General features: G+C 53.7%; 15 protein-coding genes. All 15 read left to right on the forward strand.

Annotated features, from left to right (window positions below; all coding sequences use genetic code 11):
• The first annotated feature begins 239 nt into the window (after nucleotides 1–239).
• The 15 genes from K1558_RS30985 to K1558_RS31055 all read left to right on the forward strand — a co-directional run bounded on the left by K1558_RS30985 (nucleotide 240) and on the right by K1558_RS31055 (nucleotide 16,683).
• Nucleotides 240–1,259, forward strand: coding sequence for a phosphodiester glycosidase family protein (locus K1558_RS30985; protein ID WP_274529196.1), 1,020 nt, complete (start codon nucleotides 240–242; stop codon nucleotides 1,257–1,259).
• Nucleotides 1,260–1,388: 129 nt separating this feature from the next.
• Nucleotides 1,389–2,321, forward strand: a complete 933-nt coding sequence (locus tag K1558_RS30990) for a LysR family transcriptional regulator (protein WP_238655821.1) — start codon at nucleotides 1,389–1,391, stop codon at nucleotides 2,319–2,321.
• A 16-nt stretch (nucleotides 2,322–2,337) separates the two neighbouring features.
• The gene (locus K1558_RS30995) at nucleotides 2,338–3,453 is read left to right on the forward strand and encodes a 5-methyltetrahydropteroyltriglutamate--homocysteine S-methyltransferase (RefSeq protein WP_238655822.1); all 1,116 of its coding nucleotides are present in this window, start codon (nucleotides 2,338–2,340) and stop codon (nucleotides 3,451–3,453) included.
• Between the two features lie 320 nt (nucleotides 3,454–3,773).
• Nucleotides 3,774–4,244 carry a GNAT family N-acetyltransferase gene (locus tag K1558_RS31000; RefSeq protein WP_238655823.1) on the forward strand — a complete coding sequence of 157 codons (471 nt, stop codon included), beginning with the start codon at nucleotides 3,774–3,776 and terminating at the stop codon, nucleotides 4,242–4,244.
• A 566-nt stretch (nucleotides 4,245–4,810) separates the two neighbouring features.
• Entirely contained in the window at nucleotides 4,811–6,364 is a 1,554-nt protein-coding gene (gene lysS, locus K1558_RS31005) for a lysine--tRNA ligase (protein ID WP_238655824.1), read from the forward strand.
• 95 nt (nucleotides 6,365–6,459) lie between these two features.
• Complete coding sequence (locus K1558_RS31010; RefSeq protein ID WP_238655825.1) at nucleotides 6,460–7,179, forward strand: YebC/PmpR family DNA-binding transcriptional regulator; 720 nt, start codon at nucleotides 6,460–6,462, stop codon at nucleotides 7,177–7,179.
• 126 nt (nucleotides 7,180–7,305) lie between these two features.
• Complete coding sequence (locus tag K1558_RS31015; protein ID WP_238655826.1) at nucleotides 7,306–8,070, forward strand: TSUP family transporter; 765 nt, start codon at nucleotides 7,306–7,308, stop codon at nucleotides 8,068–8,070.
• Between the two features lie 23 nt (nucleotides 8,071–8,093).
• Nucleotides 8,094–8,528, forward strand: a complete 435-nt coding sequence (locus tag K1558_RS31020) for a GNAT family N-acetyltransferase (protein WP_238655827.1) — start codon at nucleotides 8,094–8,096, stop codon at nucleotides 8,526–8,528.
• Between the two features lie 2 nt (nucleotides 8,529–8,530).
• Complete coding sequence (locus K1558_RS31025; RefSeq protein WP_238655837.1) at nucleotides 8,531–9,703, forward strand: alanyl-tRNA editing protein; 1,173 nt, start codon at nucleotides 8,531–8,533, stop codon at nucleotides 9,701–9,703.
• A gap of 410 nt (nucleotides 9,704–10,113) precedes the next feature.
• Nucleotides 10,114–12,465 (forward strand): ABC transporter permease, encoded by a 2,352-nt coding sequence (locus K1558_RS31030; RefSeq protein WP_238655828.1) that lies wholly within the window; start codon nucleotides 10,114–10,116, stop codon nucleotides 12,463–12,465.
• A 13-nt stretch (nucleotides 12,466–12,478) separates the two neighbouring features.
• Nucleotides 12,479–13,255: an ABC transporter ATP-binding protein gene (locus tag K1558_RS31035; RefSeq protein WP_238655829.1), complete on the forward strand. Its 777-nt coding sequence runs from the start codon at nucleotides 12,479–12,481 to the stop codon at nucleotides 13,253–13,255.
• A gap of 26 nt (nucleotides 13,256–13,281) precedes the next feature.
• Nucleotides 13,282–13,962 carry a response regulator transcription factor gene (locus K1558_RS31040; protein ID WP_238655830.1) on the forward strand — a complete coding sequence of 227 codons (681 nt, stop codon included), beginning with the start codon at nucleotides 13,282–13,284 and terminating at the stop codon, nucleotides 13,960–13,962.
• Nucleotides 13,949–15,235: a sensor histidine kinase gene (locus K1558_RS31045; protein WP_238655831.1), complete on the forward strand. Its 1,287-nt coding sequence runs from the start codon at nucleotides 13,949–13,951 to the stop codon at nucleotides 15,233–15,235. The genes K1558_RS31040 and K1558_RS31045 overlap by 14 nt, the downstream gene beginning before the upstream one ends.
• Before the next feature lie 38 nt (nucleotides 15,236–15,273).
• A complete protein-coding gene (locus K1558_RS31050; protein WP_238655832.1) occupies nucleotides 15,274–16,110 on the forward strand; it encodes a GNAT family N-acetyltransferase in 837 nt (278 codons plus the stop codon).
• An 18-nt stretch (nucleotides 16,111–16,128) separates the two neighbouring features.
• Nucleotides 16,129–16,683, forward strand: a complete 555-nt coding sequence (locus tag K1558_RS31055; protein ID WP_238655833.1) for an ATP-binding protein — start codon at nucleotides 16,129–16,131, stop codon at nucleotides 16,681–16,683.
• The last annotated feature ends 124 nt before the right edge of the window (nucleotides 16,684–16,807 follow it).

Here is a 16,807-nt window from a genome sequence, read left to right on the forward strand (position 1 = left end):
ATATTAACTAGTTTACAATTTATGGACACAGAATTAAACAAACTGAAACTTTTAAACGGGCAGATTCGTCTATTATGGATGTTGTGAGTGACAAGAACTAACTATTATGAGTTTGTTTAGGGAGGATTTCAGAAGTGAGCTCTTTACCACAACGTTCTACTGTCCGCAGGAAGAAGAAGCCGGCGCCGAAGCCGAAGCGCAAGAAAAGAGGGTTCTTCCGCACACTGTTCAGAGTATTCATGTTCTGCATCATACTGCTGATCGCTGCCGGAGGCTGGCTCTATTTCGCGCCGTCCGCCAAGAACACCCGCTTTCTGATCGCGGATACGCTGATTACGACCCAGCACCGGCATTGGGCCAAATATATCATCGGGGAAGATGAGCTGAAGCACCGGGTCAGCGATTATACGAAGCGGTTCGAGGAGATGGGCGACGAGGTAGATACCCATGAGATCGAGCCGGAGCCGGAGACTGTAGTTGTAAATAAACCGCTCGTCCAGGTTGAAGAGGTGACGGGCAGCGGGTACAGCGGTTATGTGATGATTGTGAATGATCCCAAGAAGGTGCGGCTGGGTGTGCCGAATAAAATCGGGTCCGGCGAGAAAGTGTCCAGTATGGTCGCGCGGACGGGAGCAATCGCCGGGGTGAACGGCGGCGGCTTCGCCGATCCGAACTGGAAGGGCAACGGCTTCAAGCCGATCGGCGTGGTTATTTCGCAAGGCAAGCTGTTCTATAACGGCCTGGGCGGTAAGAAGTCCACGCAGATTGTCGGCATCGACAAGGAAGGCAAGATGATTGCCGGGAATTACACCCTGGAGCAGCTCAGCAAAATGGGCGTACAGGAGGCGGTGACGTTTCAGCCGCGGATCATCGTGAACGGCAAAGGCCAGATCAAGAATGCCGCCGAAGGCTGGGGCATTGCGCCGAGAACAGCGATGGGACAACGCGCAGATGGTGCGCTATTATTCGTAGTAATCGACGGGCGGCAGCCGGGCTACAGCATCGGGGCGAACCTGTACGATGTGCAGCAGATTATGCTGAAGTACGGCGCGGTCATCGCAGCCAATCTGGATGGGGGTTCATCGACCGTGCTGGTGAAGGACAATACGATTGTAAATAAGCCGTCGTCGCAATATGGGGAGCGTTATCTGCCTACGGCATTCCTGGTGTTCGAGGACCCGGAGAGTGCGAAGATCAAGAACATCTGGGAAGGGCTGGACCCGGCCAAGATCGACGCAGGCAAAAAGCGTACAAAATAGCAGATATAGGCAGACCGTTCACACTTGTTAATCTAAAGTAGATTAGACGTAGCAGGTGTGCTAGGATAACAAGTACATTGTTATTCTATTGAACTGTTGGCAGATTCCTTGATCAGAGGGGGGAAAGGTTTGACTTTGCAGCAGCTCCGCTACGCAATCGAGATTGCGAACAGCGGTTCCATGAATGAAGCGGCCAAACGGCTGTTTGTGTCGCAGCCCAGCCTCTCGAATGCGATCAAGGAGCTGGAGAATGAGCTGGGGATTACGATTTTTGAACGCAATAACAGGGGGATCAGTATCTCTGCGGAAGGCGTGGAGTTCCTGGGCTATGCCCGCCAGATTATCGAACAGACGGAATTCATGGAGAACCGTTATACCGGTAAAAAGCGCAGCCCAATCTACTTTTCCGTCTCCACTCAGCACTATGCGTTCGTCACAGATGCCTTCCTGAGGCTAATGAAGGAGAGCAAGGTGGCGGAGTACAATTTCAGTCTGAGAGAGACGCAGACCTATGAGATTATCGAGGATGTGCGCACCCTGCGCAGCGACATCGGCATTCTCTATATTAATGAGAGCAATTATAAGATCATGAACAAGCTGTTTAGTGACGGTAACCTGAAGTTCACCCCGCTTTTCAACACGAACCCTCATATTTATGTGCGGGCTGGACATGCGCTGGCAGGCAAGGAGCAGATCACCCAGGAGGATATTCAGGGGTATCCGTACATTACATTTGAGCAGGGGGATAATAACTCGCTGCATTTCTCCGAGGAGATGCTTAGCTTCACGCAGATTGAGAAGAATATTAAGGTGACCGACCGCGCTACTCTGACGCATCTTCTGCTGGGCAGTGATTCGTACACGGTGGGGACGGGGATTATGGCCTCTGAGCTGAATGATGCGGGGCTGGTTACGGTTCCTTTTGACAGCACGGAGGTGTTCTCTGTCGGGTGGATCGCCCATAAGGACCGCAAGCCGAGCGAGATCATGTCTGCCTACATTGATATTCTGAATGATCTGGTGTCGGGCAATTATTTCGAGCTTGAATCTTTCTTACTATAAAGAGCAGGAGGGACGTATGAGCAGTCCAGTGACCGGAACGACCAGAAATGCACCGCCCTTCCGCTACGACATTGTCGGCAGCTTCCTGCGTACAGACGCGATCAAGAATGCTCGCAGCTTGTATGCTCAAGGTGAGCTTACGGCCGGGCAGTTGGCGGAGGTTGAGGATATAGAGATTGGCAAGCTGCTGGAGCAGCAGAAGGCGCTGGGGCTGAAGGCTGTGACGGACGGCGAATTCCGCCGTTCCTGGTGGCATCTGGATTTCTTCCTCGGGATTGAAGGGACAGGGAAGATTACTCTTGGCCCCCCGGGGCCTTCCAAGGAGCAGACGAACCGGGCCGAGAGCTTCAGAATTACCGGTAAAATCGCCTTCGGCAACCATCCCATGGTCGCGGAATTCCGCACATTGCAGCAGATGGCCGGAGATACATTGGCCAAAATGACGATACCGTCCCCGGCGCTGTTCCATTTCGTGCAGGAGTATAACGGGAATGAAGTCTATTCAGATACCGAGACGCTGTATGGAGACATCATCCAGGTCTACAAGACGGCGATTCAGGCATTCTATGATGCGGGCTGCCGCTACCTGCAGTTGGATGATACCACCTGGGGCACACTCTGTAGCGGACGGCATCGGGCGCATCTGCGCAGCAGGGGGATTGATCCGGACCAGCTGGCTAAAGATTATGTGCGGCTAATCAATGAGAGTATTGCCGACCGCCCGGCAGATATGACGATCGCCTTGCATGTGTGCCGGGGCAACCTGCGCTCGACCTGGTTCGCTGCGGGCGGGTACGGGCCGGTTGCCGAGGAGCTTTTCTCCAATGCGAAGGTGGATGCGTTCTTCCTCGAATACGACAATGAACGCTCCGGCGACTTCGAGCCGCTGCGCTTCATCCGGGACCAGTTCGTGGTGCTGGGGCTGGTGACGACCAAGCATGGCGGCCTGGAGAGCAAGGAGCAGCTCATCGCACGGATAGAGGAGGCTGCACAGTATGTAGACATCAACCAGCTGTGCCTGAGTCCGCAATGCGGCTTCGCCTCCACGGAGGAAGGCAATATTCTGACCGAAGAAGAGCAGTGGGACAAGCTGCGTCTGGTGATTGAGACGGCGAATGAGGTGTGGGTGTAAATAGAGTGAGAGGAGAGGATTGCCGGGAGGGCGATCCTCTTTTTTGCGCTGGTGTGACCGGTGGGACTGGTGAATACGTGGATTTACTACAGTTGCTGGGGCAGAAATGGATTTTACCGGGACAGCAGTTGGATTAACAGCACTTAAATTAAGCTGCATAAATCCAATTGTTTGCCGCCGGCTTTTGGGGCATAGTCTGTGTTCTAAGGGGGCTAGGAGTTGTAGTCTTCTCTTTTAACCGTTCTCTACCCATCACAGAGAAATCATTTACAGTATGCTTTTAAAAACGGATTCAATTATGATTTCACTGGAGGAATGGTATGGTTATCGAGCTTAAGCCAGTATCCATCGAGAACTGGTATGATTGCACCTTGTTGCAGGTGACACATGAACAGCAGAGTGTTTTTCCTGCGCCGGTGGTGAACTGGATTGCGGAAGCGAACTTCGTGAAAGAATTTGAGCTGCGGGCAATCTATGCAGGAGCTGTACTGGTTGGATTCCTGGTCTTTTGTACAACTCCAGATGAGGATGGTAACTACTGGATACCTGCAATGATGATTGATAAGCACCACCAAAGAAAGGGTTATGCCAATCAAGCAATGGTACAGCTAATCGAGCATATGCGGCACAAAGGATGTACCCGGTTAATGATCGGCCATAGACCTGACAATCAGATTGCAGGATCGCTGTATGAAACCCTGGGATTCAAGAAGATTAGCGATGAAATATACGACGGTGAGATTATACGTTGTCTGGAGCTCAATGATATCAAAAAAGATAGGCGATCTTAAGCTTTGCATTGACAGAACCTTCCTCCTGGAGTAGAATTGCCGGTAACAACTTATAGCGACAAGCGATGAAGAGAAGAGTAGGCAGGCAAGCAGCGTTCACAGAGAGCCCCTCCGTGGTGAAAGGGGGCAGCGAAGCGTCTGATCCGAAAAAAGTCTCCGAGCTGCATAGGGAATCGGGCACTGTTGTCCGAGGATGGTATGCCGGGATCTCCCGTTACAGAGATAGGGTATAAGCGTCATGGCCGTACCCGAAGAGGCGGATGAGGCAACTTGTCCGTGAACAGAGGTGGTACCACGAAGCTTATCCAAGCTCTCGTCCTCAAGATAACAATCTTGAGGGCGGGAGCTTTTTTGCTTTATCAGGAAACTGTAGTTTCTTCCTGCTGAATGTGACCGAAGGCTGAATGTATGTGAAAAACAGTATACATTGTATTCGCAAGCAGGCACACGGCCTGAATGTATGTGAAAAACAGCATACATTGTGTTCGCGCCAAGTTAATCTATTCATCCTTTTAGATAATTTTGCTCCTTGGTTCAGTTTATATCAAACAGTAGAGGTGACTATCATGCATTGGGCAGAAAGAATAGCAGAACGGTTAATCGCGGAGCATCCGCAGCGGAAGACCTATGTCTGCGCGTCAGGGATCAGTCCGTCAGGCTCCGTTCATATCGGGAATTTCCGCGAGATTGTAACGACTTCGTTTGTGGTCAAGGCGCTACGGCGGAAGGGGAAGGAGGTGCGGTTTATTTTCTCATGGGATGATTTCGACCGCTTCCGCAAGGTTCCGGCTCACGTTGACCCCGCCTTCGCTCAGTATATCGGGCGGCCGTATTCGCAGGTGCCTTGTCCGTATGGCTGCCATGCTTCGTATGCGGAACACTTCGAGAAGGAGTTCGAGCAGGCGCTTCAGGTGTTCGGGATTGAGCCGGAATTCATCTATCAGAGCCGGGAATACCAGTCAGGCCGTTACTCTCCGCAAATTCTGTACGCACTGCACCGCCGGGAGGAGATTTACGATATCCTGACGTCATTCAAAACGGGCGGGAGTTCAGCGGAGGAACGGGCGGCCTTTTATCCCATCCATCTCTATTGCAGGCAGTGCGGCAAAGACTCGACAACCATTCTGGGTTTCGACGATCAGGCGGAGACGGTGGCTTACCGCTGCGGCTGCGGTCATAGCGATACCGTTCATATTCCTCAGGCGGACAACCTCAAGCTACACTGGAAAATCGACTGGCCGATGCGCTGGCAGCAGGAGCAGGTGGTGTTTGAGCCGGGTGGCCGGGATCATTCGGCGGAGACGGGGAGCTACAATGTGGCGTCTGTGATGGCTGAACAGATCTTAGGGTATCGCCCGCCGGTGTATGAACCTTATGAATTCATCAGCATCAAAGGCAGCTATGCCAAAATGTCCAGCTCCTCCGGGAACAATTACACGCCAGATGATCTGCTCCGCATCTACGCGCCGGAGAATATTCTGTTCCTGTTCGCCAAATACCAGCCGGATGCCGCTTTTCATATCGGACTGGATGAGGATGTACTGCGTAATTATGCTGAGTATGAGCGGTACGCGGCGGGAGCGGCAGCAGGAACTTTAACCGGCGATTTGGCTGATGCGCTTCTGCTGTCTCAACTGGGCAATCCAGCCGGAAAGTCTGTGAGCTTCGGTCAGGTGTCCAGTCTGCTTCCGCTGGTGGGCTTCGATCGTGCGCTCTTGCGGAGTATCCTGGCCAGGAACGGTGAAGAGATTGACGAACTGGAGCTGCAGAGAACGGCGGACCGGGCGGAGTACTGGATCAAAAACTGGATGCCGCACAAGCTGGTCACGATTCAGACTTCGCCCAACTATGCGTATTATCATTCCCTTAGCGGAGTGGAGTTGAGATGGCTGCGCAGTCTGTGTGCGCTTTTGCGCAGCGGCGGGCTGGACGAAGCAGAGTTCATGTCTGCAATCTACGCTATCTGTCATCACGAAGACAAGAAGACTATGCGCAGCCAGCAAAAAAGGCTGTTCACCATCGTCTACCAGCTGGTGCTGCGTACAGACGAAGGCCCGCGGCTGCCGTGGCTGATTCAGGCGGCGGGAAGGGAGCGGATGCTGAATTTGCTGGATTTGTGAAGGAGCGTGGACGGCCCTTTACGGGATCGATTGAACAGAGGTATAATGTACAGGACTGTTTTACATCAAATGTTGGAAAGCGAGCGGTTAACGATATGGGTCGTAAATGGAATAATATTAAGGAAAAGAAAGCATCCAAGGATGCGAATACAAGTAAGGTCTACGCCAAGTTCGGGGTAGAGATCTATGTGGCGGCGAAGAAGGGCGAGCCTGATCCGGAATCCAACCGGGCGCTGAAGGTCGTTCTGGAGCGCGCTAAGACATATAACGTGCCGAAGGCGATCATTGACCGTGCCCTGGAAAAAGCCAAAGGCAGCGGCGATGAGAACTACGTGGAGCTGCGTTATGAAGGCTTCGGACCGAACGGCTCCATGGTAGTGGTCGATGCGCTGACCAATAACGTGAACCGTACCGCTCCGCTGGTCCGCTCGACGTTCAGCAAGAACGGTGGCAACATGGGCGTGAGCGGTTCGGTAACGTATATGTTCGATCCGACTGCAGTAATTGGGGTCGAAGGCAAGACGGCAGATGAGGTGATGGAGCTGCTCATCGAAGCCGATCTGGATGTCCGCGATGTGCTGGAAGAGGACGAGGCTGTCATCGTGTACGCCGAGCCGGACCAGTTCCATGCGGTACAGGAAGCCTTCCGCGGCGCAGGCGTTACGGATTTCACTGTAGCCGAGCTGACGCTGCTTCCGCAGAACTATGTGGAGATTCCTGAGGACGCCCAGGCACAGTTCGAGAAGCTGATCGATGCGCTCGAAGAGCTGGACGATGTGCAGCAGGTCTACCACAACGTGGATTCGGAAGAATAGAACAGCAGTATTCTTAGAATAAGCGGGCGGGCCGGTATCCAGGCTTGTCCGCTTGTTGTCTGTTCTGCGCAGATGAAGGGGGAGCGGAATTTATTAATACATACATAGCAGGGGGTTCAATACCTTATGGAAGAATGGACTATAAGTGTGATTCTGATATTAGTGATCTGCGGGTTTCTGGCCGGATTCATTGATTCGGTGGTGGGCGGCGGAGGGCTGATTGCGATTCCAGCGCTGCTCGCGGCGGGCATTCCGCTGCATTTGCTGCTGGGCAGCAATAAGCTCGCCGGAACCCTGTGTTCCTTGACGAGTACGGCCTCCTTCGTGCGTTCCGGTAAAATCGATATGAAGCTGGTCCGCATGCTGATCCCTTTATCTGTGATCGGTGCGGCGGCGGGGACGCTGACTGTCCGGCAGGTGCCTTCAGAGTTCCTGAAGCCGATGGTGATCGTGATGCTGATCGTCATTACCATCTATACGCTGTTCAAAAAATCCTGGGGAGACGTCTCCACCTTCTCCGCCAAGAGCAGCACTCTGCGGATGGCCGGCCTGGCGGCGGCTCTGCTGATCGGCTTCTATGACGGGTTCTTCGGCCCGGGTACGGGGTCTTTTCTGATTTTTGCTTTTCTGATGATGGGGTTTGAGTTCGTGACTGCGGCCGGAAATGCCAAAATCCTGAATTTCGCCAGCAATGTCACCAGCCTGCTGACCTTCATCGCATTAGGCTCGGTCAGCTACACGTATGGGCTAATGCTGGGGATTCCGATGGTGATTGGGGCTATCGTCGGCTCAAGGCTTGCAATCCGCAAGGGAGCGGCGTATATCCGTCCGCTGTTCATTGCGGTCACCGTCCTATTGATCGGCAAACAGATATGGGATACGATTCACTAAAGAGAATAATTGGAGTGGAAGAGATGGACATCAGGAAGATCGATAAGGAAGAAGTATGGAAGCTGAGACATGAAGTTATGTGGCCGGAGCGCGAGCCGGATTATATCAAGCTAGCCGATGACGACCAAGGGGTGCATTACGGGCTGTATCAGGGAGAGCAACTGGTCTCCGTGTTATCCCTGTTCATCAACGGCACGGAAGCCCAATTCCGCAAATTCGCTACTCTGGAGCTTGAGCAGGGTCAGGGCTATGGCACCCGGCTGCTGAAGGCGGTGCTGGAGGAGGCGGAGCAGGCCGGGGTCCGGCGGATTTTTTGCAATGCGAGAACGTACAAAGCGGGCTTCTATAAGAAATTCGGCATGCAGCCCACTAATCAGGTATTCAGCAAGGGCGGCAAGGACTATGTGGTGATGGAAAAGTTCCTCGGGCCTGCCGAAGACGATAACGGAGGAGCTTAATGATGACACGGAAGTTATATTATGATTCTGCGTATATTCAAGATTGGAGTACAACGATAACGTCCGCCGTAGAGAGGGAAGACGGGGTCTATGTGACGCTTGCCGAGACGGCCTTCTATCCCCATGGCGGTGGTCAGCCCTGTGATACAGGGTACATAGGTGAGCTATCGGTGCTGGATGTAGTATTGGAGGACAAGGAGGTATTCCATAAGGTAGCACAGCTTCCAGAGCAGACAGAGGTGCACTGCCGGCTGGATTGGGACCGCCGGTTCGACCATATGCAGCAGCACAGCGGCCAGCACCTGCTGTCAGCCGTGTTCCTGAAGCTGCACCAGGCTATGACGCTCAGCTTCCATCTCGGTAGCGACTATGCAACGATTGACCTTGATCTGCCTGAACTGTCAGCGGCACAGATGGCTGAAGCCGAGCAGGAGGTGAACCGCCAGATTTACCTGAACCGCAGTATTGCCAGCTATTTCGTATCTGCTGAGGAGATGGCGAAGCTGCCGCTGGTCAAGCTGCCTAAGGTGACCGAGGATATCCGTATTGTCGAGATTGAGGGCGTGGAGCACAATGCCTGCGGGGGAACCCATGTCTCAGCGACAGGGGCCATCGGCATGATCAAGCTGCTGCGCTGCGACAAGCAGAAGGGCCATGTGCGGATTACGTTCCTGTGCGGCAGCCGGGCGCTGGCGGAATTCAACGATCAGGCCCGGGTGCTCGGCGAATTGTCAGCCAAGTTCAACACCGGCAAGGATGAGATTATGGACCGGATCGGCAAATGGGAGCAGGAGCAGAAGCTGCTGGTGGCGGAGCTGGCGGCGGTGAAGGAGCAGAATGACAGCTACCTGGCCGGGGAATTGTTAGCTGCTGCAGAAGCGGACAGCCGGGTGATCCGGCATATCTCGGATACACGGGCAATCAAGGATCTGCAGAGTCTGGCTGCGAAGCTGACTGCATTGACCGATCTTCCAGTGTTGCTGCTGAGCGCGGTGGAGAACAAGGCTGTGCTTGCGCACAGCGGAGCGGCGGCATTCTCCTGCGGGGCCTTCTTCAAGGCGCACTTGGGCGAATATCAGGGCAAGGGCGGAGGCAGCGACAAGCTGGCCCAGGCCGGATTCCCGTCATGGGAGGCAGCCTTGGCTTTTTACGAGTTTGCCGCGCAGCAGTTGTAATCGAAGAGGGGCTATGAGCTATGGGGATTCTGCGGCCGTAGCTCTTTTTTTGTGCGGAAATGATGACAGGTGAGTGCACGGTTGGCGTGTTCGAAATGTAATCGGAAAACCGATCACATTTGGGTGCTGCTGAGGCGCGTGTTCGAAACGTAATCGAAAAACCGATCACAATGGGTGCTGCTGAGGAGCGTGGGCGAAATGTAATCGGAAAACCGATCACATTGGGTGCTGCTGAGGCCGTGGTCAGAATGTAATCGGAAAACCGATTACATTGGGTGCGCCGGAAAGTGCGAACGGTGTTCCCCCGTTAGGGGATTTCTTTTGCGGTAAGATTACTGGTGGGACTTAAGGATTATTTAACAATTGATCTCCTATAATCAGGACAGAGCTTGACGAAAGGAGAAAATACAGTGTTCCTGACTATTCTCAAAAAGGATTTGCGGCGTAAAAAGGTAATGAATTCCGTTCTGCTCATCCTGATTATCCTGGCTTCCACGCTTGCTGCAAGCAGCGCCAGCCTGATGTACTCCACCTCCAGTGCATTGGACAGCTTCATTAAGAGCAGCAAGGTGGCGGATCTGAATATCACGCTGGCGAACCAGCCCGAGTATCATTCGGCGGTGCAGGGCTGGGTGAAGCATGAGGAGAAGGTGGCCAGCGTCCATACCCAGCATCAAGTAAGCATCTCACTGGATCAGATTATGATGCCTGAGGGGCGGAAAAGCTTCAGCGGCAACATAAGCTTTGCTCTGTCGGCTGTACCGGAAGAGGTGAACCTGACCTTCGATGAAGAGGATAGGCCTTATACGTTACAGCAAGGTGAGATTGGGCTGCCGGCCAGTCTGATGCTGAGCAGTGGTGTCCAGCCGGGAGAGCAAATGAAGCTCCGAATCGGCGAGACCACGCGGACGTTCACGGTTAGCGGCTACTTCAAAGATGCCTTCATGGGGGCAGACCTGCTGGGTCTGAAGCGCATCCTGTTGTCTGCCGGAGATTTCCGCGAAATCGAGCACATGCTGCCCCAAGACCGGTGGATGACGCTCTGGAGTTTCGTTGCTGCTCCGGGTGTGCCATCTGCGGATATATCGGCTTCTTTTGCGAATAGTGATTTGCCGGTTAATTTCGAGGTTGACATGGCGCTGGTCAAAATGACTTATATGACGGACCGAATCCTCTCTGCGATGATGTTCGCCATCAGTCTGTTCCTGATCTTCATTGCGCTGCTGACTCTGCGGTTCACGATTGTCTCCACCCTGCAGGAGGAATATAAGGAGATCGGCGTGATGAAGGCCATCGGCTTCCGCAGCTACGCGATCAAGCGGCTCTATCTGACCAAGTATTTAGGGCTTGCTTGTATAGGTGGCGTCCTTGGGCTTGGCATCAGCATACCGCTGACCGGGATGATGTCCCGCAAAACTTCGCAGTATATGATTCTGCCCGGGGGCAGTGTCAGTCTAATGGTATCGGTGCTTAGCATTGCGGCAATGATCGCGTTCATTCTGTTGTTCTGTGTATTGTGTATGCGCAAGATCAACAAGGCTTCGGCCATCGATGCCATCCGGCAAGGCCAGACCGGCGAACGCTTCAAGGCATCCCGCCGCATTCATCTGCATACCAGCCGCTTCCTGCCGCCTGCGCTCTTCCTGGCGCTCAGTGATGTGCTGAACCGGATCAAGAGCTACACTTCCCTGATCCTGACGCTGATCCTAAGCTCAGCGATCATCCTGATTCCTGTCAATCTTACGAATACCATCGTCACTCCTAAATTTCTGCAATATTTCGGTACGGTCGGCGCGGATTTTTATACCAAAACTGTGGTGGCAGAGAAGACAGTCGAGCAGATTCAGCAGGACAAGGCGGACATCGTACAGCGCTTGAAGGAACAAGGCTCTGATGTTACACTGGCCGCGAATTATGCGGTGATGACCAAATATATCTCGGATAACGGGCAGGATAACCGGCGGATCAACGGCCAGAAGAATGACCGGAATGAGTCCGTAGATATTCTGGAGGGCACAGCCCCGCTCCTGAAGAATGAAATCGCCATTACCACAGTGATGTCTGAGCGGTATGGCAAGCAGGTGGGCGACCCGATCCAATTCGAAATTGACGGGGTGCAGAGCAGCTTCATCGTGAGCGGTCTGTTCCAGACCATATCTAATGAGGGATACGGTGTCTGGATTGCCCGGGATTATGAGCCGAAGATGGTATCGGCTTATATGTTCTCCGGTAATCTGAACGCTCCATTGGAGAAGAAGGCTGAGGTCATGAAGGCGATTCAGCAGCAGTTCAGCGAACAGGGTATCAAGACGTCAATGGAGATGCTTGGGGAGATCACCGGCGGCTTCATGGACCAGCTCCATAGCATCAACGCTCTGCTTACAATGATTATCTGCATCATTACGTTCTTCATTACCAGTCTGTTCGTCCGGCTGATGATTGCGAAGGAAGTTCACGGCATAGCAGTGATGAAAAGCATCGGCTTCACCAATTCCGCCATCCGGCGGTGGCAGGCGCTGCGTATTCTGATCATCATGGCAGCCTCCCTGATCCTGGGCGTGACTGCTGCGAATACCCTTGGCGGGAGCCTGCTCGGCCTCATCTTCCGGATCTTCGGTCTAACAAGGCTTGAGCTGAATATTCTTCCGCTTCAGGTCTACCTGCTCTATCCGCTGCTGATTCTGGCGGTTGTCATGCTGGCTGTCTACACCAGCTGCGGCCAGATCAAACGCGTACAAATCTGGAATATGAATAAGGAATAGGGAGGAATACAGAATGGCAGCCGTATTGGAAGTAACCAATCTATGCAAGACCTATATCGTCAATAAAAAGCAGAATCATGTGCTGCGCAATATTAATTTCACGCTTCATGCCGGGGAGTTCGTATCCGTGATGGGGCCGTCCGGTTCCGGCAAGTCCACGCTGCTCTATACCGTCAGCGGGATGGACCGGCTTACGGCCGGGGAGGTGGTGTTCGACGGACAACGGCTTACCCAGCTCAGCGAGACCGGTATGGCGGAGCTGCGGCTGCATAAGATGGGCTTCATCTTTCAGCAGATGCATATGCTGAGCAATCTCTCAGTCTATGATAATATTATTCTATCCGGTTACCAGGCGCTGGCCGGGGGAGGAGGCGGACGCACCCGCAGCGGGGTTAATCAATATGCCGATGAGCTGATGCGCAAGCTGAACATTATTGAGACTGCGGCCCATGACATTACCGAGGTATCCGGCGGACAGCTCCAGCGGGCCTGTATCTGCCGGGCGCTGATCAACGAGCCTGCAGTACTGTTCGCTGACGAGCCGACGGGTGCGCTCAACTCCAAAGCCGCCCAGGAGGTAATGTCCGAGCTGGGCCGGATTAACCGTGAAGGAATGACGATCATGATCGTCACTCACGATGTGAAGGTAGCCGCCCAGAGCGATAAAGTATTGTATATGGTGGACGGCAATATCCAGGGCGAGCATATTCTGGGCAAATATTCGCCGGAACAAGGATTAAGAGAACGGGAGCATAGCCTGACGGGCTGGCTGATGGAGATGGGCTGGTAACGCAGGATACAGCAGGAGGAGAGCGTGTGGCCGACATTCTGATTATTGAGGACAATGCGGAGCTGGCGGAGGTGATGAAGGATTTTTTGCAGGCGGAGGGGTATTCGGTGTTCATTGCCGGTTCAGGAGAAGACGGGCTGGCCTATCTGGAGGCGAACGTCGTCAAGCTGCTGCTGCTCGATATTATGCTGCCGGAGCTGGATGGCTTCGCGATCTGCAGGCTGGCCAGGGAGAAGTTCAATCTGCCGATCCTGATTATGAGTGCGCGCCACGGGGACGAGAGTAAGATCATCGGCCTTGAGCTGGGTGCGGACGACTATCTGGAGAAGCCCTTCTCCGTTCCTCTGCTGACCGCCAAGGTCAAGGCACATCTGCGCCGCAGCTATGATATGAACGAAGACAAGCTGCTGCTGACCGATGGCGACCTGACGGTGAACCGGACCTCAATGACCGTATACCGGCACGGCCAGCCGCTTGTTATGACGGCGAAGGAATACGAGCTGCTGGTGGTGCTGCTTGGCAACAGGGGCAAGGCGCTGCGCAAGGAGTGGCTGTTCCAGCAGGTGTGGGGCGCTGACAGCTTCAGTGAGCCCTCCACACTGACTGTACATATGAACAAGCTGCGGGATAAAATCGAGCATAACCCCAAAGAGCCGCAGCGCATCGTGACCGTCTGGGGCGTGGGGTATAAATATGAAGGTATATAACCGGCTGATTCTCTGGACACTGCTCACCGGGCTTACGGTGATTGCTGCTCTAAATGTTTATGTATCTTACCGGGAGGCAGCGGCTCCAAGCAAGGCGTACCGGGTGGAAATCAACCGGATTCTGGATCAGGCGGAGCGGGGAGAGCGGCCAGAGGATATAGTCCTGGATCAGAACGATTATACATATGTGAACGGGTTAAGCTGGATCGGCAGAGAGGCGGAGCCGGAGGAGGTTCAGCGGTTTTTTGACGGCGTGGGGGTCGCGGATCGTAATGAATTTATGGTCAAGCCGGTCTATGCGCAGCAGCAATTGACGGGATACCTGCGCTTCACTTACCGGATGCCGGGACCGGACGAACGGATCTATGGGGTGATGAATCTGCTGCTGTTCACCGTATTCGGCGCAGTGCTGGCACTATTGCTATACATCCGCAGGCAGATTCTACAGCCCTTCCAATCCTTGCAGGAGTTGCCCTACGAGCTGTCCAGAGGCCAAGTGATCCCAGGGTTGAGGGAGCACCGGAGCCGGTTCTTCGGGCGCTTCATCTGGGGGCTGGACCTGCTGCGCCAGACACTGGAGAGCCAGAAGCAGACCAATCTCCGCCTGGAAAAAGACCGCCAGACACTCGTCGCCTCCCTCTCGCATGAGCTGAAAACCCCCATCGCCACGATCCGGCTCTATGCCAGCGCCCTCGGCGGCAGCCTGTATGACAGCGAAGCGAAGCGCCAGGCGGCCGCGCGGCAGATCGGGCAGCAAGCGGAGCAGATGGAGCAACTGATCGGCGGTATAATTACCGCATCTGTCTCCTCCTTGCAGGAGATGGAGGTTGTTCGGGGGGAATTCTATATCAGCGAAGTGATGAGCCGGCTGCTGGGTAATCATAAGGAACGCCTGGAGCTGCTGAAGCTGGAGCTGAAGGTCGGAGCTTACCGGGACAAGCTGCTGCTGGGGGATCAGGAGCGGCTGCTGGAGGTGCTGAACAATCTTGTCGGGAATGCCATCAAGTACGGGGACGGCAAATCCATCGCGGTGACCTTCCGGGAGGAGGATTACCGCCAGCTCATTATAATAGAGAATTCAGGAGAGCCGCTGTTGCCGGGTGAGCTGCCCTACATCTTCACCAGCTTCTGGCGCGGGTCGAACGCAGACGGGAAGCCGGGCAACGGCCTCGGCCTCTTCATCTGTAAGCAACTGCTGCAGAAGATGGGTGGCGATATTTTCGCCGAGCCGCTGGAACGGGGGATGCGGTTTGTATTGGTGCTGCGGTATTAGGCAGAGATTAGGAGAGAATATGCGAGGAGGAGATTGCAATGAATGGCCTGATTGAACTGAGACCGGAGGAATATCCTGCGGTTTATGATTTTTACAATGTTAAGAAGCAGCATATTCCCGCCTTATCCGTCCTGCTCGGGAACTACCCCGGGCGGGTATTTGCCGATCATACCGAAGCACCGACACTGGCAATAGTATGGGCTACGGGGAGATGGATGTATGCTGCGGGAGATATCAGTTCAGAGATGAACCGGGTGAAGCTGGAGAGCTTTTTGCAGACAGTGGTCGTCCCTGATTGCCGGCATAGGCAAGAGAAGGGGTTCGAGATCTATACGGATGATCATGAGGGATCGACGGCACTATTCACGCGGGGACTTGCGGAACTTACAGTGGATAGACATCTGGAGTCGGTCTATGAATTCAACAGGGAACGCTTCTATCAGCGTAATGATAGAGTTGCTGCGGACTCCTTGCCTGCTGAGGTAACTGTTGTATATGAGGAATTTCCGCTTCTGGGTTCGGAGGTTCATGGTGCGTCTGCAAGAAATGACAGGTTCATTGGGCGGACAGCCACAGGTGCTGTGTTGAAGGTCCGGGATCAGGTCATCTCCATCTGTAAAAATAACGGCTTCATAGTAGAGAACAGGTACTTCATTGATGTGGACACTCATGCCGAATCGGAGCGCGGTAAGGGCTATGCTACACTCGCTGCTGCTTCGCTAATTAATCATTATCTGGCCCGAGGCATGATTCCCTTATGGGAAACTACTCACCAGAACATCGCTTCACATAAGCTCGCGCTGCGGCTTGGCTTCGAGCCGGTGGAGAGCTATCCGGTGTTTGCTTTTGTGATGGAAGAGAATAGTACCTGTTAAGCCAAAGGAGCGATAGTGATGAAGAGGTTAGTGATCCTTACCATAGGTAAAACGCATAGCGGGAAGACCACATTTGCCAGAGCATTAGAGCAGAGCTTACCGGAATCGGTTGTGATTGACCGCGATGATCTTGCTGAGTTTATCAACACTCACTATACAAATATGCTGCCGAAGCATGGAACGAATACGCTCAAGGATGCGCTGACCCGGACGATTGTGGATCATGCCGTCCATCAGTCGGAGCGGCATCTTATTATGTGTAACGCTAACCGTAATCGGGAAGGCCGTCTGCGTCTGCTCGATTGGTTTCACCAGAAGGGATTCGTTAGTATACTTGTATATTTCGATCTTCCCGACGAGATGCTGTATTCACGAATAGCGGGTAGCCAGCGCAGTACAGCGATTCTTAGAAAATCAGCCAGCTTCGATGTAGTGCTGAACCGGCAGATTGCGGATTCACAGAAGGGACTGGCTGAGCCGCCAACCGGGAGTGAGGTGGAGCATCTGTTTGTCATTCGGGACAGCGAAGAAGTACCAGAAGTTATAAAGAAGATCGTTCAGATCGCTCATTAGCAGAGAGACGTTTGCACCGGATGGACTGGATAGCGGCACACAGGCGGAATGTAGTCGAAAACCGACCAGATTGGGCGCTGCGGAGGTGCGTGGTCCAAATGTAGTCGAAAAACCGACCAGATTG

Source organism: Paenibacillus piscarius (assembly GCF_022234545.1).
GTDB lineage: Bacteria > Bacillota > Bacilli > Paenibacillales > Paenibacillaceae > Paenibacillus_AQ > Paenibacillus_AQ piscarius.